The organism is Bradyrhizobium zhanjiangense (assembly GCF_004114935.1).
GTDB classification, from domain to species: Bacteria; Pseudomonadota; Alphaproteobacteria; order Rhizobiales; family Xanthobacteraceae; genus Bradyrhizobium; species Bradyrhizobium zhanjiangense.
The window spans coordinates 3,819,431-3,837,090 of record NZ_CP022221.1 but is presented as its reverse complement, the minus strand read 5'-3'; the positions used below and the strand labels follow the sequence as shown (position 1 = coordinate 3,837,090).

Genomic DNA, 17,660 nt, shown 5'->3' with positions numbered 1-17,660 from the left:
ACCCCATTTGTTCTCAGTTCGCAATATGTTCTTTGCGGCTGTCCCAATCCCCTTGCTCGTGCCTGAATCGAAAAGGGGCCGCCCTTCAGCGACCCCTTTGCCGGTTGCAATCTCGTTTCGGGATGAAATTCCAGCCCCGGCGGGAGGCACCGTACCGGTGTCCAGATGCCAAGTGGATTCCGGGCAACTACCGTTCGTAGCACTGTCCTAATTGGTGTTTCGCTGGATCTCTTGCGCCTGAATGCTACTTTTTGTAACGCTAGTATATGTAGCGTTATATTTCGTACCCTTGAATCCAGGAGGCGTGATGAAATCGGTTTTCAAGATCGTTGTGGCCCTGGCCATCTTCGTCGGCTCGGCCTCGACGCAAGCGCAGACATCGAACACTCCGATCTCATCGGGCGCTCCGAAAGTCGGTGCAAAAATTACGAAGAAATCGCAATTGCACGACGGTTGCCACAGCCGGTACGCGCAGATGCTTGGCAAGCCCTGCCACTAACGCGCGATGAGATGACGAAGCATCGTCATCGCGCTTTCGATTATTGTTTGAGCATGATCTCCGCGCAAACGCGGTCCACCTTTATCGCGAGAAAAACCGCTGCACGCTTTGCGCCAACGCGGCCCTTCGGGTCCGGATCATGCTTCAGCAGGCCAGCAGATGAAGCCGCCGAGGGCCGCCTCGGCGGCCTCTTTCGTTTCACGCCATGCTTGGAATCATTCCTGCGAGATCGGGTGAGCGCGATCGTCGCTTTCGTCGGCGCGCGCGTCCTGACCAGACGTGCACGCGCATTTGCCCTCGGCATGAACCGTCTGCTCTGCCACGATGGGATCCTCGTCCGAAACTGACGCGCATCAAAGACGCACGGGCCCAAGCGCCGTCATAAATCCTTAATCCTGAGGCACCGAACCTTTTCGCGGTCTGTGGCCTTCTTCGGGATGGGACCGCAACTCTGGGGACCCCTGGCATGACTGAAGACACACACCACGGCGCCATCAGGCGCAACCACCTCCTGGAGGCCGCGCAGGAGGAGATGATCAAATTCGAGCGCAAGGAAAACGAGTTTCGCAAGAAGGACCGTGACGAGCGCGCCGCCGAGCTGCGGTTGCCTCTCGGCGAGATCAAGGTCCACTAAGGCCCACGACGGCGAGCGGTAGCGCCTGGGCACGCTGCAGAACCTGACCGCCGCTAGCGGCCGCCGTTGACCGCGCGGGAATCTAGCATCGCGCGCCGGGATACGCTTGGCTGAGCATCCCGCGTGATTATGGCATCTAAATACTTCCAGTAAGCCATTAATGGAATGACGAAATCGCCTCACAGCCTACTGTGCATGGGGTTGTTTTCCTCCTTTTTGAAAGATTGGTGCCCATTCACCATCGGCGAAGCGCGCCGGCGCGGAGCTCCGGCCGCCTCCCCGCACCTGCGCTTGATGCCGCCTTACAGCAGCGCCAGCAGCACGAGGCCGATCACCAGCACGACGAAGCCAGCCGCCGTCGCGGCGGCGAAAGACCGCTCTACGTTATCCATGATGCCACCCCGTTGCCGCCGCGCCACGTTTCCCCCATGGCTGCGCCGGACGGTGTGGAATCTTGCCGACCCGTGTGTCGCCAGTTGTGCGGCCGGATGTCGAAATTGGGACGGGCGCGAGGCCAGTCTGCGGCCCGCGCGATCGCGACTTGCACAGACACCGTCAGGCGCGTGTAAGCCTGATCGCCTAGTCTCGTCGTGCCCGGTGGACCAACACCGGGTCTCCATACCCAGCCGACGACCCCGCTCCCCGCGAGCGGGGTTTTCTGTTTGCGGGCATGGACGAACGCGGCGCGACGAACGGGACGCCGACGCCGGCCCCGCTCCGCTTTGGCGCCCTGTCAGGCTGACGTAAGTCGAACCAGTTAGGGTCTCTTGGCTATGGTGTTGCAGCCCAGCACCTCAGCCTCCAACAACTCTTTGCCCCGCTTGGCTCTCCCCAGGCGGGGTTTTTTCATAGCTACCGGTTCGCAGCTCCTTCTCCTCCCGCGTCAGCCGCAGCGAGACGGCGCGGATCGCGGGCGCCGCCAGCAGCACGATCGGCAGCATCGCAGCCCACGCGATCAGCCACGACACCATCCAGTGCCCGAGGAAGACCATCGCGCTGCCTGCAGGAAGGCTGGCGATGCCTGCCGCGATCAGCGAGGTCAGTCCGGACTGGATGATGCCGAAGACGAAATGAGAGTAGCGGCGGGGAATGCCGAGCATGAGGCGCCCATGGTTGCTTGCCGTCATCGGGCCAAGCAAGGCCCATGCCGTCGCGCGCGGATTGCTCCGTGGTTCTCCGACCATGAACAGAGTTCCGGGGCGGCGCGCAAGCGGCGCCGAATCCGACCTCGTTTGCTTCGGAATGCGCGCCCTCGCGGTTTCCGTCAACGGTCCGGGACTTATCGACAGATTTCACTTGTCGCGGGCATATGATGACGCCCAACATGTTACGGGCATGGAAGGTGAATCGTGGGAGGTGACCATGAATCACAGGGGCGTCGAGTTCACCGTCGCCAAGACGGCAGTTCCGGGAATTTGGCAGTGGCAGTTCCGAATCGGCGACCAAATCAAGACCGGCAGAACTGAGACGAAGATCGACCTCTTGGCGATCCGGCGGGTGCAGCTGCGTATCGACCGCGAGCTGAAGGCCATCGAGCGCAAGACGGCCTGAGCAAGACGGCCTGAACCCGCCCGTCTGGGTGAGATCAGCGGCGGCGCAGCGCCCCAGGGGATTTATCCCGTAGCCGCCCGGAATTGATCTGATCGAGGTTTGGGATTGCACTGCGCGCCCGTGGCCTTGGGGTTGGGCCGTCACGCGTGATCGGTGCCAGCCATGCCGCTCTACTTCTTTCGAATCCGGAACGGCCGTTATTCCGGCTGCGCGGACCAGGCAAGCGAATTTGACGATCGCGATTCGGCCTGGAAGGAGATGACCAGCGTCTGCGCCGACATGGCCGCCGGCATCGCCCGCAAGCTCCAGCAAAATTCCGAATGGCACATGGAGCTGCTGGACGAAGCCAAGGAGCCCGTATTCCGGATCCGCATCGTCGCAGAAACGATCGAAAAGGTGAGACCCTAAAGCGCGATGCGATTAGGACGAATCGTCATCACCCTTTAGGCTCTTGTTTGAGCATGATCTTTCCGGAAATCCGCTGCACACTTTTCCGGATCATGCTCTAATCCGCGCTGGGCAACCGCCGCATGGTGAATTCGATGTCGCCACCGGGCAATTCGCGCCAGGTCTCGACCGCGCTCATATAGCCAGCCTTGGGGTAGCGGGCGAAGAAGGCCTCCGCCCTCGCCCTTGCCGCTGCGCGCGGCAGCGTGAAGGTCTCACGCAGATAGCCGTCGCCGGTCGCATGGTCCGGCTTGCCGCCCATCTTGCGCCGGCGCGCCATCCGTTCGGCGAGATCCCGCGGACGATCGGCCATGTCCCGTCCTCCTCTACGCAATACTCTCTTGCGAGATGTAGGAGGCCGGCAGGGCAAAGAGGAGTCCCACCCGGAGGCCCGCCCCCCGGGCGGTGGCAGGTCAATTGGCGGCCGTGCCGGATTTCTTCTTCGACGCGCTGGTCGCGGCCGAGGCCTTCGGCGCCGCCGATTGTTTCGGCGGATCGGAGCGCATGCCGCCCCAGGGATCGTTGGATGCCTTGGAGTCCGGAATCTTCTTCAGCGTTTCCTTGTAGGCCTTTTCACGCTCGGCGTCCGCGGCCTTCTCCTCGGGGGTCTTGCCCGGGCCTTCCTGCAGCAAATTGAGATTGGGCATTTGCGCGTAGGCCGGTCCCGCCAGCACGGCCAGCACCGCGGCCAAACGGAAAAGCTTCATCATCCACTCCTTGATCATCCATGAAGCGCGGATCGCCCGCGCCTCGTCATCCTTGTCGCGGCCGACCGCGACCTCAGCGCCGCCTGGCCGCTAGAGCCGGTCCGATCTGCACGATTTCGGCGCATGCAGCCAGTCGTCCCAGATCGGGCCGCATTTGGTGCACCCGTTCAGCGCAAGGCCGAGCGCAGCCAGACAAAAGACCAGGACACATCGACGCAACATCATCCACCCGTACCCAAGCGCGCCATCATATCGGGCGAAGTCGGGCATTTTCAAGCCGAAGAGACCGGCGCCAGACCGGGTGACTTTGCCGCGCCGATGCGCGCAGAATGAGGCGAAACATCCGGCCATAATGGAGGGAACGACAGCAATGCAAACGCAGCCAGACGCCGAGTTCGGCATCACTGACGCCAAACGCATCCTCGGCGAGGTCTTTGCGCCCTGGGTCCAGGATCTCGACCTCTCGATCGAGCGCATCGAGCACGCACAGCAAGCGGATGCGCCGGACTGGCAGCCGGGTGCCCTGCTGCGCATGCCGTTTTCGGAACGGCTGTGCCGGAACGGCGGCGTGGTCTGCGGCCAGGCGCTGATGGCGCTCGCCGACACCGCGATGGTGATCGCGATCCTCGCCGCCAACCGCGGCTATCGTCCGATGACCACGGTCGACCAGACCACGCATTTCATGCGCGCAGCCTCCTCCTCGGACGTGCTGGCGGACGCGCGCGTGGTGCGGCTCGGGCGCACCATGAGCTTTGGCCGCGTCACGCTGCTCTCGGCCTCCGACAACAAGCCGATTGCGATGGTGTCGAGCGCGTTCGCGATGCTGCCGGGGTGACCGTGCTACGAAAAGAAGAGAGCCGCGGTAGCGCCAGGCGCACCGCGGCTCTCAATGGAGTCATGTCGAGACAGCAAACGCGATTACGATCGCGCTTCGGCCATCACGCACGCGAGGTTACTTGCCGAGCACCTCGTCGGCCGCGGTCACGATGCTGACGTTCGGATTTTTTCCGCAATAGGCGCCGAACTTCTTGGCGTTCTCGATGAACACGTCGGTGTCGATGATCGCGTTGTCCTTGTCGCCCTTGTACCAGCCGTCCATCCAGGTCAGTACGACTTGGATGTTGTCTTCGCCACTCTCGAGGAATTGCTTGCAGCTCATGGTCGAGAGGTCCCACTTGATGGCGTGGGCGGGCATGGACGACAGCGAGAGCGCTGCAGCGAACAGAATCGAAAGCATGGTCTTCATCAGTATCTTCATCGGCGCGAACGCCATAAAGGGCTTGTCAGGAAAGTCGGCGGAGAGATCGTCCGCATCAACGTGGTAAACGAAGCCTGAAGCGCTGTGCAAGTAGCGCCAGTATTGAGTTGAGTTCAAGGTAATTTCTATGCGCTATTTCACAATGGTCATTGTGGATGAACGCAGATGATTGAGAGGCGTGCAACGCAGCGTCACCGCGTTTTCAAGGGGGGCAGGATCACCTTTGAAAATAGCGGAATCGCATGCACGGTGAGAAACATATCGACCGGCGGCGCTGCCGTCGATCTCGACGCCCCCACAACGCTGCCGCAGAGCTTCAAGTTATCGATTTCGTGCGACAATTTCGTGCGGACTTGCCGCCCCGTGTGGCGCAGCGACAAACGCGTCGGCCTTGCTTTCGTGCAATAGCGCGCGCGATGTGAACGATCGTTCGCATCGCATCCACAACACGATCATGATCGCGCGATACGACGGCGGCGACGCCAGCGCAGGCTTGCAATCGCAAACGCGACGACCGCGAGCGCGATCGTTGAGGACGCTGCAAGAAATCGTCCGCCGGGACGATCGATGGTGCGCGACCATAGCGATGGTGCCTCGCCCGGCCGCGCCAGGCGAAACGCAACGACGCTGTCGCCGATCGAAGTGCCTGCCTCGGAGTGGCCGCCGGCGCCGATCGCGACATATTGCTCGCCCTGCCAGAGATAGGTTATGGGATTGGCGACACCCGGGACCGGCAACCGGCCCTGCCACAGCTCCCTGCCGCTCCGCGCATCGAAGGCGCGCAAATAGGCGTCCATCGCTCCGGTGAAGACGAGCCCGCCTGCGGTGACCGCGAGCCCGTTGACGAGCGGCGCGCCCCACGGCAACGGCACGCCGAGCGGTGCAAGATCCTCGGTGGTGCCGACCGTCGAACGCCACAGGATTTTTCCGGCTTTCAGATCGACCGCGACCATCTCGCCCCAGGGCGGCTTGTTGCAGAGCAAACCGAGCGGCGACATCACCACCGCGCGCGTCATCGCGAACGGCGTGCCACGCTGCTGGCCGAAATCATGACCGGGCGGCGGATTGAACCCGACAGCTTCCGCGCGCGGGATCAGCTTGACGCGATGCACGGCGCGGCTGGTGTTGGCGTAGAGGATCTGGCTGACCGGATCGAAGGCGGCACTGCCCCAGTTCACCCCGCCACCGGTGAATGGAAACAACAGCGTGCCCTGCCTCGAAGGCGGCGTGAACAGGCCCTCATTGTGCGCCTCCGCGAATTGCCGCTCGCAGGACGAGCGACGCAGCGCAGGCAATAGCGCGAGCGCATCATCGGTCGAGATCGTCTGCGACGTCAGCGCGGGCACGTGCGTCGGGAACGGCTGGGTCGGCGACAATCTTTCCCCTTCCGCGCCGTCCTGCGGCACGGCGCGCTCCTCGACGGGCCAGACCGGCTTGCCGGTGTCGCGATCGAGCACGAAGACAAAACCCTGCTTGGTCGGCTGGATCACGACGTCGCGCTGGCCCTCACCTGTGTCGAGGCGCGCCAGCGTCGGTTGCGCCGCCAGATCGTAGTCCCAGACATCGTGACGCACGATCTGAAAGGCCCATACGAGTTCGCCGGTCTCGATGTGCAGCGCGACCACCGAATTGGCGTGCTCGTTGTTGCCCGGCCGCTTGCCGCCCCAGAAATCCGGCGAGGGCGACGACGTCGGCAGGAATACGAATCCGCGCGCGTCATCGACCGACATCGGCGCCCAGACATTGGCGTGACCGGCTTCGATGCCTTCGCGCTTGAGCGGCTCGAAGGTCCAGCGTGGCTGGCCGCTGCGCGCATCGAACGCTCGCACCACGCCGCTCGGCGCGTCGACACGGCGGTTGTCGCCGATCGCAGATCCGACTACGACGACACCGCGGCCGACCGCCGGCGGCGAGGTGATCTGGAATTCGCCCGGCCATTCCAGGGCCATTCCGATATCGAGCTTGATCTCACCGCCATTGCCAAATCCGGCACAGGGAACGCCTGTCTTCGCATCGAGCGCGATCAGGCGGACGTCGTTCGTGCCCATGAAGATGCGCGCGCGGCAGGCGGCATCCGGCGGCGCCGTGTCGTCGACCCAATAGGTGACGCCGCGGCAGACATAGCGATTGGCGGGGCGCTGGTTGATCGCGATCTTCGGATCATAGCGCCATTTCTGCGCGCCCGTGCCGGGATCGAGCGCGATGACCTCGTTGAAGGGCGTGCAGAAGATCAGGCTGCCTTCGACGAACAGCGGCGTTGCCTGGAATTTGGTTCGCCGCATCAGCTCGGGCGAGCGTGCCGTGAGATCGCCGGTGTGATATTCGAAGGCGCGGACGAGCTGGCCGACATTGCCCGGCGAGATCTCCTGCAGTGGCGAGAAGCGCGAACCGCCGGGATCGCCGCCCCAGCTCTCCCAAGCGAAAGACGGCGGCACGGCAAACGACAGGAGCGTAACGAATGCGGCAGCAACGCGCAGGTGGATCCGCAACGCCCGCCTCGTTCTATTTCGACTTCTTGGCGGGTTCGCTGGGGCGGGCCCCACCCCACGGATCGTACTTTTCCTTGGGCTCGGGAATGCGCTCGAGCGCGGCCCTGTAGGCCTTTTCGTCGACCTTGGGCTTGTTGTCCGCCTTGGCGTCGTTGCCATGGCGCTTGCTGCCGGCGCCCATCTGCGCCTGAGCCACGCTTCCCGCCAGCGCCAGCACCGCGGCCGCTATCACCAGAATCCTCATGAATGCAATCCCCCTCGCCTGGGGTACAAGCTAGCCTGCAATCGCGTAATAGCAAATGGCGCGGGTTCCAAGACTTCAGCAAATCTTGATCGGGCGGGACTTCGCCTGATCGCATTCGTGCCTATGTGTTGGCGCGCCGGGGGGACCTTCAGGTATGTTGCGGATCATTGCTCATGCGGCGCTGCTCGCCGGCGCGCTCGCACTCGGTGCCTGCGGCTTTGCCGACAGCCGCGCGCCGGTGCCCGAGTTCATGCGCATGAAGGAAGCCGAGCAACCGCCACCCGAGCCGGCCCCCGACGTCAAGCGCGTGGTGCGCGAGCAGATCGACGTGGTCTTCCTGAACACGTCCTATCCGCGTGAGGTGCACGTCGCCCCACCCCATCGCGAGGTGCGAGGACCGGGCTGGACGGCCTGCGTCCGCGCGCAGCTCACGTCCGCGACCGGTACGTCGCTGGGCGCCCAGACCTACATCGTGACCATCACCGGCGGAAGGGTCGTCGACCGCCGGCGTGCGGAAGCCGACGACATCTGCGGGACCGAAACTTACCAGCCGATTTAGGAACAAATCGCTCTAACGAAGCTGCGGTTCCGGGGAAAAACCAGCATCGCCGACGGGAACGAACATCGCCTCCCTTTCTTGTTACCGCCGAGGGCAGTTTCGAGGAGGACATGATGAGGACGTTGACTGTTGCGCTGTTGGCGGGCGTCGGTGCTTTGGCAGCCGCATCGAGCGCGAAGGCTTCCGACATCTACACGAGCAGCGAGTACACCAATCCGGATCTCGTCCAGCAGGTACGACTTGTCTGCGACGACGCCGGCCGCTGCTATCGCACGCGCAGCGGTTCGCGTGTGATCGTGCGAGATTCCTATGACTACATGCCGCGCGAACGCTATTATGAACGTCGGACCTACCATCGCGATTGGGATGACGGTCCGCGCGCCGGCGTCGGCATTCGCGCACCTGGCGTCAGCGTTGGCGTCGGTGTCGACGACCGCTGGTAATCGATGAAGGCTTGATGGCCGGGACCGGACGAGACAACTCGCCCGGTCCCGTTCGCATGAACGTATCGAATGACCGCAACTAGGCAACAACCGATTGCTGCTGAAACTGCTCGTAGGCCGCGATCGCGTCCGCAGCGTACATCAGCGACGGGCCGCCGCCCATATAGACCGCCATGCCGAGCGTCTCCTCGACCTCCTGACGCGTCGCGCCGAGCTTGACGAGCGCTTCGGCGTGAAAGCCAATGCAGCCGTCGCAATGCGCAGTGACGCCAAGCGCCAGCGCGATCAGCTCCTTCGTCTTCTTGTCGAGCGCGCCGTCGTGCGTGGCCGCCTGAGCGAGTGCGGCAAATCCCTTCATGGTCTCGGGAATGTCGCTCCGGAGCTTGCGCATGTTGGCCGAGATTTGCCGGGTGATCTCGGGATAATTCTTGTCCATGATTTACACTCCGGGTTACTTCAGGTTTCGAGCGGATCGGCAGGCGTGACGAAGCGCGTCAGCGACGGCAAGCGGGCGATGAAGCGCGCCAGCACCATGCCGGCACTCATCGCCGCGACAAAGATCACGGCGGACACCGATCCAAAACCGAGCGCGGTCAGCGCCGGTCCCGGACAGAAGCCTGCCAGTCCCCAGCCGATGCCGAAGATCGCGGGACCTGCGATGATCCTGGGATCGATGTCCCTTCGCGTGGGAAGATAAAACCGTTCAGCGAAGAACGGACGCGCACGCCTCAGGACGCGGTTGAAGCCGATGAAGGTCACCGCGATCGCACCGGCCATCACGAAGGCAAGGCTCGCATCCCACGTTCCCGCCGAAATGCCGCCGATGTCGAGGAAGTTCAGAACCTTGGCCGGGTTCGACATGCCGGACACGATGAGGCCGAGACCGAAGATCAGGCCGACGACGAATTGAACCAGGATAGCCATCGGCGTCAGCTCCAGTGCCGCATCACGAAGACTGTCGCAACGCCGGTCGCCATGAAGGTGATGGTCGCAACCAGTGAGCGCGCCGAGAGCCGCGACAGGCCGCAGACGCCATGGCCGGAGGTGCAGCCACTGCCCCACACTGAACCGAAACCGGTAAGCAACCCGCCGACGATCAAAACGGCCGGCCCGGCCGCGATCGTCTGCGCCGGAAGACTTCCGGTGACAAACAGGACCAGCATGGGTGCGGCGACGAGACCGGCGACGAAGGCGAGCCGGCCAGCGAACTCGCCGTCCTCGTAAGGCGGAAACAGCCGTGCCGCGATGCCGCTCACGCCGGCGATGCGTCCGTTCGCCCACATCAGCAGAACGGCGGACAACCCGATCAGTGCACCGCCGACGAGGGAGGCGATCGGCGTAAATGATGTCGAAACCATCAGAACCCTCCGCAGCGAGAGCACCTTCAGGAACCCTCGCACAAACGATTTAGTTATTTCTTATTTTCGAATATACTAATATATATGGCCTCCATGAAGCGCAAGCCCCGGAATCAAGAATTGCTCGCTCTGGAGGAGAAGGCCGAGGAGGCCTCCCGCCTCCTCGCCGCCATGGGTAACCCAAAACGGCTCCTGGTTCTCTGCAACATGCTGGATGGCGAAAAGTCCGTCGGCGAGCTCGCCGACATCGCGGGCCTGTCGTCGGCGGCACTATCCCAGCATCTCGGAAAGATGCGTGCATTGAGCCTGGTCAAACCCAGACGGGAGGGTCAGACGATATACTACAGCATCGCGAGCCAGGAGGTCCGCTCGGTGCTGGAGACTCTGTACCGCCTCTTCTGCGCACCGGAATAGATCTTCGCTGGCAATAACGCCGGGAGCGCGGCATGACCGACGATACTTTCATCGAGGGACCTCTCTACGAGAAGCGCAAGAAGGTCTATCCGCAGTCGGTTCGCGGGCCCTTCCGCCGCATTAAATGGGCGATCCTCTGCGTCACGCTCGGCACCTATTATCTGCTGCCGTTCGTACGCTGGAATCGCGGCCCCGGCCTGCCGGATCAGGCCGTGCTGATCGACTTCCCGCATCGCCGCTTCTATTTTTTCTTCATCGAGCTGTGGCCGCAGGAAGTCTACTATTTCACCGGTCTGCTGATCATCGCGGCGATGACGCTGTTCCTGATGAACGCGGTCGCAGGCCGGCTGTGGTGCGGCTACATGTGTCCGCAGACGGTGTGGACCGACTTGTTCTACGCAGTGGAGCGCTGGATCGAGGGCGACCGGCGCGAGCGCATGCAGGGCGACAAGCGCGGCTGGACATTCGATCACATCCGAAAAGTTGCCCTGAAGCACTTCCTCTGGATCATGATCGCCTGGTGGACCGGCGGCGCCTGGGTGCTCTATTTCGCCGATGCGCCGACGCTGGTGAAGGAGCTCGCGACGTTCCAGGCGCCATTCATCGCCTATCTCTGGATCGGCATCCTGACTGCCACAACCTATGTCTTCGCAGGCCATGCTCGCGAGCAGATGTGCATCTACATGTGCCCGTGGCCCCGCATCCAGGCGGCGCTAACCGACGAATGGGCGCTGAACGTCACCTATCGCCGCGACCGCGGCGAGCCGCGCATGTCGGTGAAGAAGGCGGAAGTCGCCCGCGCCCATGGCGACGTCGCCGGCGACTGTGTCGACTGCCACCAGTGCATCAATGTCTGCCCGACAGGCGTGGATATCCGCCACGGAATCCAGCTCGGCTGCATCCAGTGCGGCCTGTGCATCGATGCCTGCGACAACATCATGCGCGAGATCGGTCGGCCCGCCGGCCTGATCGGCTACGACACCGACATCAACATGCAGCGCCGGCGCGACGGCAAGCCGCCGATCTATCGCATCATCCGCCCGCGCACGCTGATCTACGCGGCAGCAATCGCAATCGTCGGCAGCATCATGCTCTACGCACTCGCGACGCGCGCGACCATGGACGTCAACGTGCTGCACGAGCGCAATCCCCTCTTCGTCCAGCTCTCGGATGGCGGGGTGCGCAACGACTATATCGTGCGCATCCTCAACAAGGGCGCAGAACGATCGTTTGTGCTCGAGATCTCCGGACTGCCCGGCGCGACCAGCCGCGTCGCCGGCATCGAGGCCGGGCCGGACGGCAAGCCGGTCGTCGCGGTCGGCCAGGATCAAACCCGGGAGGTGCGCTTATCCGTGCAGGTCGGCCCGGCACATTTGCCACAGACGTCCCGCGACATCGACATCACGATCTCGGACACCGCCGGGGGCGGACGGGCAAGCGCCCGCGACCATTTCGTCCCGGGTGACCAGTAGCAAGCCTCCGGCAACGCACCCGACGGCTCGCCACCGCTCAGATGCTCAACGAGACGTTAACGCTACCGCTCGAATTGAGGCAGCGTCCCAACGGTATTTTCCAATCTTTGCGCTAAGCATCGCCGTAACGCGGCCTTGGACCGCGTGAACGGGGACGACTGGACGTGGTCGACATCGCGCAGGAGACAGCGATCAATCCGGCATCGACATGGGATGCCGCACGCGCGCGCGTTCCGCTCACCTCCATCGACCCCGGTCAATGGCGTGCGCTCGCGCAACGCACGATCGAACCGAACGGCTATTACCTGCCGGGCTGGGAGCTTGCCGTCAGCGCGACCGCGCGCGGCCGCACCGAGGCCTCAGCGCTTGCCGCACTCGACGCATCTTCGACGCGACTGATCGGGCTGATGCCGGTGATCTCGCTCTGGCGCGCCTGGAAAATTCCCCTGCCCGCGCTGGTGAGCGCGCATCCCTATGGCACGCTGTGCAGCCCGCTGATCGACCGTGACGCCCCAATCGAGGCCGCCACGCGTCTGTTGCAGCAGGCGCGCGAGGCCGGAGCCCATGCGCTCGTGCTGAATGACGTCGCGCTCGACGGCGCTGCGATGACCGCTCTCAATCAGGTTCTGAATCGTGATGGCCTGAAGCCGCGCCTGCTCAGCTCCTACATCCGCGCCAGCCTCGATGCGACGCATGACGGCGAGACGCTCTTGCGCGAGGCACTCGGTGCCAGGAAGCTCAAGGAGCTGCGGCGCCAGCGCCATCGGCTCGAAGAAACCGGCCCCGTCGCGTTCGAGGTCGCGCGAGAGCGCAACGAGATCGGACCGGCGCTCGAAACGTTCCTGCAACTCGAGGCCAGCGGCTGGAAGGGCGAGCGCGGCACCGCGCTGATCCAGCATGCGGGCGATGCGAGCTTCATCCGCCGCGCCGTCGCGACGCTGGCGGAAACCGCGCAATGCGAGATCATCACGCTACGCGCTGGAACGATACCGGTCGCCGCCGGCATTGTGCTGCGCCATCAGGACCGCGCCTTCTTCTTCAAGCTCGGCATCGACGAGCGCTTTGCGAAATATTCGCCCGGCGTGCAGCTCACGCTCGACCTCACCCGCCATCTCTGCGCCGATCCCGCCATCGCCAGCGCGGATTCCATGGCGTGCGCCGATCACCCCATGATCAATCCGATCTGGCGAGGACGCTTCGCAATCGGTGACGTGCTGATCCCGCTGCGGCGGAAGGATCCGGCCGTCGCGCTCATTCATGCTGCGCTGACCGGGCTCAACGTCGCGCATCAGGCCGCGCGACGCGTGGTCCATCGGCTCCGCAAAGGGAAAGCTACTCCGCCGCCTGCGCGTTGATCTCCGCCGAGACCTGGCGGATCGCGCGGGCGAGCAAGTTGGGATCCTGCGCGCCGGAGACGGCGTATTTCTGTGCGAACACATAGGTCGGCACGCCGGAGATGCCTTTCTCGGCGGCCTCCTGCGCGTCCGCCGAAACGCGCGCGACGTCCTCGTCGGTGGCAAGGCGCTTGCGCACATCGTCGGCGTCGAGACCGATGTCAGCGGCTGCCTGCGCCAGCACGTTCACGTCGGTGAGATCGCCGCCGTCGCGGAAATAGAGCTCCATCAGGCGCTGCTTCATCTCGGGCGCCTTGCCGATTGCCTCGGCCCAGAGGATCAGGCGATGGCAGTCGGTCGTGTTGGGCTGACGCGCCACCATCTCGGGCCGGTAGACGAGGCCCTCCTCGCTCGCAGCTGCGACGACCCGCCCGGCAATGCCCTTGTAGGCCTCGACCGAGCCGAATTTCTTAGTGAGATAATCCTCACGGCTGATGCCCTCGCGCGGCACCCAGGGATTGAGGAAGAACGGGCGAAAATTGAGCTTGACCGGAACATCGGGCACGAGCGCCAACGCGCTCTCGATCCGGTGCTTGCCGATATAGCACCAAGGGCACACCACGTCGGAGACGACGTCGATCTGGAGCGGTTTCAGCGTGCTCATGGGCGCCTCCTTCGGGCATTCTACGGGTCCGTCGGAAGATAAGCCGAGCCCGGGGCCGCGCAAGGCGCCCGTCCCGCATAGCTCACGACTTCACCTCTGCGGTTATTGTGAAAGGTGCGCCCCGCCCCGATACTCGCGGCCAGGATCGGACCAGCGGGAGACTGCAATGACAGCCATTTTCAGGCCGGAAGGTCATCATTTCCGGGCCACCGAGCATGCCGGCGGTCCGTGGTCGCCGGACATGTTGCAGGGTAGCGCCACCACCGCCCTCATGGCCCGTGAAGTCGAGCGGTTCGCGACCGAATCAGGCTTTGCGGTACGGCGCCTGACCTTCGACCTCTGGCGACCGGCGGGCCTGCGCGCCTTCAGGACGATCGCCGAATTGCTGCGCGACGGCCGCAAGGCCAAGACCGCGCAGGTGCGGCTAATGGACGGCGAGACCGAGATCGGCCGCTGCACGGCGCTGCTGACAGCGCAGAGTGGAGAATCGCCGGCCGATCCTTTCGCCGGGCCCGCAACGCTCGACAAGGCACCCGAGGCAGGCAGTCCGCCGCCGGCCTTCGCGCAGAAATGGAGCCGCTATTTCCAGAACGTGTCGGTGCGGCTGATCGAGGGTGCGCTGGAAAAGCCGGGTCCCGCGGCCGCCTGGATGCGGCTCGACGCGGCGTTGGTCGAAGGCGAGCCCAACACTCCGATGCTCCAGGCCGTGCAGGCCGCGGATTTTTCCAGCGGCGTCGCGCAGATCGTCGACATGCACGACTGGACCTTCATCAATCCCGAGATCAGCCTCTATTTCTTTCGGCCGCCCGAGGGCGAATGGATCCTGATCCGTGCCGCCACGCGCGTCGGCGCCAATGGCGCGGGCCTCACCACGGCGACGTTGAGCGACCGCAACGGTCCGTTCGCCGAGGTGATGCAGGCCATGAGCTTCGAGCGGCGTGACGCCGTGCAAGCTCAGGCGTCCTGAGATGCAAGCGTGACCAGGGTGGCCTCGGACGCGGCATCCGCCGGCATGAACATCTCGACGCGGAGCTCCTGAAGCGTCACGTCCTGTGGCGTGCCGAGCGTCAGAACCGCACCGATCAGGCCGATTGCGACTTCGCCCCTGCGCAGGCGCACCTCGCAGAGCGGCCCCGGCACGGCGTAGTCCTCGAACTGAGGCGCAGGAAGCTCCGGCAAGCGCATCAACTCGCGCCAGGTCGATTGCACGGCCTCATCGAGCGGCGCGGCCATGGCTTCATGACGCGCGCGCGACAACAGTGCCGCCGCCACGCCCGGCCAGTTCTCGACGAACGGCCTGAGCTCGTTTGGCGCAAGGAACATGCGCATATGGTTGAGCGGCCGCTGCATGCGCTCGGGCCCGAGCAGCATGGTCATCAGGCGTGAGGCGGCGCGATTGGCCTGCTTCACGTTCCAGCGCCGATCGGTCACGATCGCGGGGAACGGCTCGTGCCGCCGCAGCAGGAGATCGATGGCACGTCGCGCATCAGCAAGCTCCGGCGCCGCAAGATCTCGCTCGCCATATTGCCGCGCGAAACCGCCGGCCTCGAGCAGCGCGTTGCGGTCACGCAGCGACAAATCGAGAGCGGAGGCGAGTTGCAGCAGGATGTCCCGGCTGGCAGCCGCCTTGCCGGTCTCGACATAGCTCAGATGCTTGACCGAAATGCCGGCCTCGAACGCCAGCTCCGCCTGGCTCAACGCACGGCGTGTGCGCCAGGCGCGCAGGAGATCCCCGACCGGATTGGCCGGCCGCAAGGGTCGGGAGGAACGTGTGTCCATCTGCGGATTATGCGAGCGCAGCTGCGCCCTGTAAACGCCGCTAGGAAAGGCTAGCCGCCATCTGCTTCAGCCGTTCGGCGGTGCGCTCGTCCGCCGGGAAGAAGGTCTCCAGCGCCAGCTCCGACAATGTGATGTCGACGGGCGTGCCGAACACCATGGTGGTGGAGAAGAAGCTCAGGATCTCGCCCTGGTGGCGCAGCTTGAAGGGAATTGCGACATTGTCGCTCGACAGCGGCGCCGCGCGCGCCGGGATGGGGTAGCTCTTCAGATCATTGTAGAGCTTGATCAACTCAGGGTCGGCCGTCGCCTCGCATTGCCGGTGCAGCCGCTCGAGCAGATGCCCGCACCATTCCGCGAGATTGACCGTGCGCGGCGCCAGCGCCTCCGGATGGAACGCGAGCCGCAGCACGTTGAAGGGCTGGCCGAGCAGGCGCTGCGGGATGCCGTCGAGCAGCGGCGCCACCATGCGATTGGCCGACACCAGGTTCCAATGCCGGTCCACCGCCACGGCCGGATTGGGCTCATGCGCCTTGAGAACGAGGTCGATCGCCTGGCGCGCTGATTTCAAGGCAGGATCCTCCAGGGTGCGCTGCGGGAAGGCCGGCGCATAGCCGGCCGCGACCAGCAGCACGTTGCGTTCACGCAAGGGCACGTCGAGACGCTCGGCGAGCCTGAGCACCATGTCGCGCGAGGGCGCTGCGCGGCCGGTCTCGACGAAGCTCAAGTGCCGCGCCGAGACCTCGGCCTCGCCGGCGAGATCGAGCTGGCTCATGCGACGGCGCTGCCGCCATTCGCGCAAATGGTCGCCGATATGGACCGGCTGGCTGTGTTCGGCGCGTGCCGTGGATGCATGTGCGTTCATGATCGAAAACCTAGCACGCCGATTTCGGCCCTTCCATTACCCGCGAGGTAATCGAATTGGCGCGCGGACGTGCGCATCCTCGGTCGAAACAGGAGATGACCATGATCGCGCTGCTGCTCTACCGGACCATCGCAGAACACGTCTTGCCCTGGGCCATGGCCTTCGCAACCCGGATGCTGGCGCGCAGCCTCAACATGCCGGAGCCGCTGGTGCATTCGACCGGCGACTATGTCGTCGCGCAGGTCATCGCTTTCGAGCACGGCGTCGGCAGGAGCCTGTGCCCGTTCCGCCTCGCCCGCATTGTCCGCGCTTGGTGGCGCGGATTGCGGTGATTTCCCCCGACCTCAACCAAGGAGAACCACGATGATCGAAGCATCCACTTTCCTGCGCCGTGCACTGCTCGCCGATGCCCTCTTCAGCAGCGTCGCCGCGCTCGGCTTCACCTTCGGCGCAGGCGCGTTCGCCTCGCTGTTCAACCTGCCGGAAGCGCTGCTGCGTGAGACCGGCCTGTTCCTGATCGCCTACAGCGCGCTGGTCGGCTGGCTCGCCGCGCGTGCATCCGTATCCAAGGCGCTGGTGCTGCTGGTCGTGATCGGTAACGCGGCCTGGACAGCCGGCAGCATCGCGCTGCTGCTTTCGAGCGCGGTGTCGCCGAATCTCGCGGGCGAGCTTATGGTCGTGGCGCAGGCGATTGCGACCGGCGTGTTCGCCGAGCTGCAATATGTGGGGCTGCGAAGGAGCGCGAGTGCGGTGGCGGCGTGAGGCCACATACATGCTGTCGTCGCCCGGCTTGACCGGGCGCCCCAGTATTCCCCCAGTATTCCAGAGACAGTAAATGGATACGGAGACGCCGCGGCGTGTACTGGATGCCCCGGTCCCGGCTCCGCCAAGGCTACGCCGGGGCCACAAGGGTGCTCGGCCGCCGAAGCTTTAGCGAAGGCGGCAA

The 17,660-nt window shown here is 64.3% G+C and carries 27 protein-coding genes; 15 read left to right on the top strand and 12 right to left on the bottom strand.

Features of this window, described 5'->3' with window-relative positions:
• Positions 1-307 precede the first annotated feature (307 nt).
• A complete protein-coding gene (locus XH85_RS18000) occupies positions 308-499 on the top strand; it encodes a hypothetical protein (RefSeq protein ID WP_128932874.1) in 192 nt (63 codons plus the stop codon).
• A 466-nt stretch (positions 500-965) separates the two neighbouring features.
• Complete coding sequence (locus tag XH85_RS17995) at positions 966-1,133, top strand: hypothetical protein (protein ID WP_164934493.1); 168 nt, start codon at positions 966-968, stop codon at positions 1,131-1,133.
• A gap of 794 nt (positions 1,134-1,927) precedes the next feature.
• Here the strand turns inward: XH85_RS17995 and XH85_RS17990 are convergent.
• On the bottom strand, positions 1,928-2,233 hold the full coding sequence (locus XH85_RS17990; protein ID WP_245474140.1) for a DUF2798 domain-containing protein: 306 nt from the start codon (positions 2,231-2,233) through the stop codon (positions 1,928-1,930).
• A gap of 262 nt (positions 2,234-2,495) precedes the next feature.
• Here XH85_RS17990 and XH85_RS17985 point away from each other — a divergent pair, with 262 nt between their 5' ends.
• Positions 2,496-2,684, top strand: coding sequence for a hypothetical protein (locus tag XH85_RS17985; protein ID WP_091889179.1), 189 nt, complete (start codon positions 2,496-2,498; stop codon positions 2,682-2,684).
• A 162-nt stretch (positions 2,685-2,846) separates the two neighbouring features.
• Positions 2,847-3,092, top strand: coding sequence for a DUF6894 family protein (locus XH85_RS17980; RefSeq protein ID WP_128932872.1), 246 nt, complete (start codon positions 2,847-2,849; stop codon positions 3,090-3,092).
• Between the two features lie 97 nt (positions 3,093-3,189).
• Here the strand turns inward: XH85_RS17980 and XH85_RS17975 are convergent, their stop codons facing one another.
• Together XH85_RS17975 and XH85_RS17970 are read right to left on the bottom strand one after the other, a co-directional pair.
• Entirely contained in the window at positions 3,190-3,444 is a 255-nt protein-coding gene (locus XH85_RS17975) for a hypothetical protein (RefSeq protein WP_164940180.1), read from the bottom strand.
• A gap of 100 nt (positions 3,445-3,544) precedes the next feature.
• Positions 3,545-3,838, bottom strand: a complete 294-nt coding sequence (locus tag XH85_RS17970) for a hypothetical protein (protein ID WP_128937323.1) — start codon at positions 3,836-3,838, stop codon at positions 3,545-3,547.
• Between the two features lie 123 nt (positions 3,839-3,961).
• On the opposite strand from XH85_RS17970, the gene XH85_RS45155 reads away from it, so the two are divergent.
• Both XH85_RS45155 and XH85_RS17960 read left to right on the top strand, forming a co-directional pair.
• Positions 3,962-4,171, top strand: coding sequence for a hypothetical protein (locus XH85_RS45155; RefSeq protein ID WP_164939634.1), 210 nt, complete (start codon positions 3,962-3,964; stop codon positions 4,169-4,171).
• 37 nt (positions 4,172-4,208) lie between these two features.
• A complete protein-coding gene (locus tag XH85_RS17960; protein WP_128932870.1) occupies positions 4,209-4,673 on the top strand; it encodes a PaaI family thioesterase in 465 nt (154 codons plus the stop codon).
• 117 nt (positions 4,674-4,790) lie between these two features.
• Here the strand turns inward: XH85_RS17960 and XH85_RS17955 are convergent, their stop codons facing one another.
• Positions 4,791-5,084 carry an HdeA family protein gene (locus tag XH85_RS17955; protein ID WP_164940179.1) on the bottom strand — a complete coding sequence of 98 codons (294 nt, stop codon included), beginning with the start codon at positions 5,082-5,084 and terminating at the stop codon, positions 4,791-4,793.
• A 177-nt stretch (positions 5,085-5,261) separates the two neighbouring features.
• On the opposite strand from XH85_RS17955, the gene XH85_RS17950 reads away from it, so the two are divergent.
• Complete coding sequence (locus XH85_RS17950) at positions 5,262-5,504, top strand: PilZ domain-containing protein (RefSeq protein ID WP_128932869.1); 243 nt, start codon at positions 5,262-5,264, stop codon at positions 5,502-5,504.
• Positions 5,505-5,548: 44 nt separating this feature from the next.
• On the opposite strand, the gene XH85_RS17945 is transcribed toward XH85_RS17950, so the two are convergent.
• The gene (locus XH85_RS17945) at positions 5,549-7,585 is read right to left on the bottom strand and encodes a pyrroloquinoline quinone-dependent dehydrogenase (protein WP_420837895.1); all 2,037 of its coding nucleotides are present in this window, start codon (positions 7,583-7,585) and stop codon (positions 5,549-5,551) included.
• A 13-nt stretch (positions 7,586-7,598) separates the two neighbouring features.
• Entirely contained in the window at positions 7,599-7,829 is a 231-nt protein-coding gene (locus XH85_RS17940; RefSeq protein ID WP_128932868.1) for a hypothetical protein, read from the bottom strand.
• Positions 7,830-7,983: 154 nt separating this feature from the next.
• Between XH85_RS17940 and XH85_RS17935 the strand changes: the two genes are divergently transcribed.
• Together XH85_RS17935 and XH85_RS17930 are read left to right on the top strand one after the other, a co-directional pair.
• Positions 7,984-8,388, top strand: a complete 405-nt coding sequence (locus XH85_RS17935) for a hypothetical protein (protein WP_128932867.1) — start codon at positions 7,984-7,986, stop codon at positions 8,386-8,388.
• Positions 8,389-8,498: 110 nt separating this feature from the next.
• Positions 8,499-8,831 (top strand): hypothetical protein, encoded by a 333-nt coding sequence (locus tag XH85_RS17930; RefSeq protein WP_128932866.1) that lies wholly within the window; start codon positions 8,499-8,501, stop codon positions 8,829-8,831.
• A gap of 79 nt (positions 8,832-8,910) precedes the next feature.
• Here XH85_RS17930 and XH85_RS17925 read toward each other — a convergent pair whose 3' ends face one another.
• The 3 genes from XH85_RS17925 to XH85_RS17915 are packed head-to-tail and all read right to left on the bottom strand — an operon-like array spanning position 8,911 to position 10,189.
• The gene (locus XH85_RS17925) at positions 8,911-9,267 is read right to left on the bottom strand and encodes a carboxymuconolactone decarboxylase family protein (protein ID WP_128932865.1); all 357 of its coding nucleotides are present in this window, start codon (positions 9,265-9,267) and stop codon (positions 8,911-8,913) included.
• Between the two features lie 20 nt (positions 9,268-9,287).
• Entirely contained in the window at positions 9,288-9,755 is a 468-nt protein-coding gene (locus XH85_RS17920; protein ID WP_128932864.1) for a DUF6691 family protein, read from the bottom strand.
• A 5-nt stretch (positions 9,756-9,760) separates the two neighbouring features.
• Positions 9,761-10,189, bottom strand: a complete 429-nt coding sequence (locus tag XH85_RS17915; protein WP_128932863.1) for a YeeE/YedE family protein — start codon at positions 10,187-10,189, stop codon at positions 9,761-9,763.
• Between the two features lie 93 nt (positions 10,190-10,282).
• Here XH85_RS17915 and XH85_RS17910 point away from each other — a divergent pair, with 93 nt between their 5' ends.
• From XH85_RS17910 to XH85_RS17900, 3 genes are all read left to right on the top strand, one after another.
• A complete protein-coding gene (locus XH85_RS17910; RefSeq protein ID WP_128932862.1) occupies positions 10,283-10,603 on the top strand; it encodes an ArsR/SmtB family transcription factor in 321 nt (106 codons plus the stop codon).
• Positions 10,604-10,635: 32 nt separating this feature from the next.
• Positions 10,636-12,075 carry a cytochrome c oxidase accessory protein CcoG gene (ccoG, locus tag XH85_RS17905; protein WP_128932861.1) on the top strand — a complete coding sequence of 480 codons (1,440 nt, stop codon included), beginning with the start codon at positions 10,636-10,638 and terminating at the stop codon, positions 12,073-12,075.
• A 164-nt stretch (positions 12,076-12,239) separates the two neighbouring features.
• Positions 12,240-13,430: a GNAT family N-acetyltransferase gene (locus XH85_RS17900; protein ID WP_128932860.1), complete on the top strand. Its 1,191-nt coding sequence runs from the start codon at positions 12,240-12,242 to the stop codon at positions 13,428-13,430.
• On the opposite strand, the gene XH85_RS17895 is transcribed toward XH85_RS17900, so the two are convergent.
• A complete protein-coding gene (locus XH85_RS17895; protein ID WP_128932859.1) occupies positions 13,408-14,073 on the bottom strand; it encodes a DsbA family oxidoreductase in 666 nt (221 codons plus the stop codon). The two genes, XH85_RS17900 and XH85_RS17895, sit on opposite strands and share 23 nt — an antisense overlap.
• Positions 14,074-14,239: 166 nt before the next feature.
• On the opposite strand from XH85_RS17895, the gene XH85_RS17890 reads away from it, so the two are divergent.
• Positions 14,240-15,040, top strand: coding sequence for a thioesterase family protein (locus XH85_RS17890; protein ID WP_128932858.1), 801 nt, complete (start codon positions 14,240-14,242; stop codon positions 15,038-15,040).
• On the opposite strand, the gene XH85_RS17885 is transcribed toward XH85_RS17890, so the two are convergent.
• Both XH85_RS17885 and XH85_RS17880 read right to left on the bottom strand, forming a co-directional pair.
• Entirely contained in the window at positions 15,028-15,852 is an 825-nt protein-coding gene (locus tag XH85_RS17885) for a helix-turn-helix domain-containing protein (protein WP_128932857.1), read from the bottom strand. The two genes, XH85_RS17890 and XH85_RS17885, sit on opposite strands and share 13 nt — an antisense overlap.
• Before the next feature lie 40 nt (positions 15,853-15,892).
• Positions 15,893-16,714 (bottom strand): helix-turn-helix domain-containing protein, encoded by an 822-nt coding sequence (locus XH85_RS17880; RefSeq protein ID WP_128932856.1) that lies wholly within the window; start codon positions 16,712-16,714, stop codon positions 15,893-15,895.
• 101 nt (positions 16,715-16,815) lie between these two features.
• Between XH85_RS17880 and XH85_RS17875 the strand changes: the two genes are divergently transcribed.
• Together XH85_RS17875 and XH85_RS17870 are read left to right on the top strand one after the other, a co-directional pair.
• A complete protein-coding gene (locus XH85_RS17875) occupies positions 16,816-17,046 on the top strand; it encodes a hypothetical protein (RefSeq protein ID WP_128932855.1) in 231 nt (76 codons plus the stop codon).
• A 31-nt stretch (positions 17,047-17,077) separates the two neighbouring features.
• Positions 17,078-17,476 (top strand): hypothetical protein, encoded by a 399-nt coding sequence (locus XH85_RS17870; RefSeq protein ID WP_128932854.1) that lies wholly within the window; start codon positions 17,078-17,080, stop codon positions 17,474-17,476.
• The last annotated feature ends 184 nt before the right edge of the window (positions 17,477-17,660 follow it).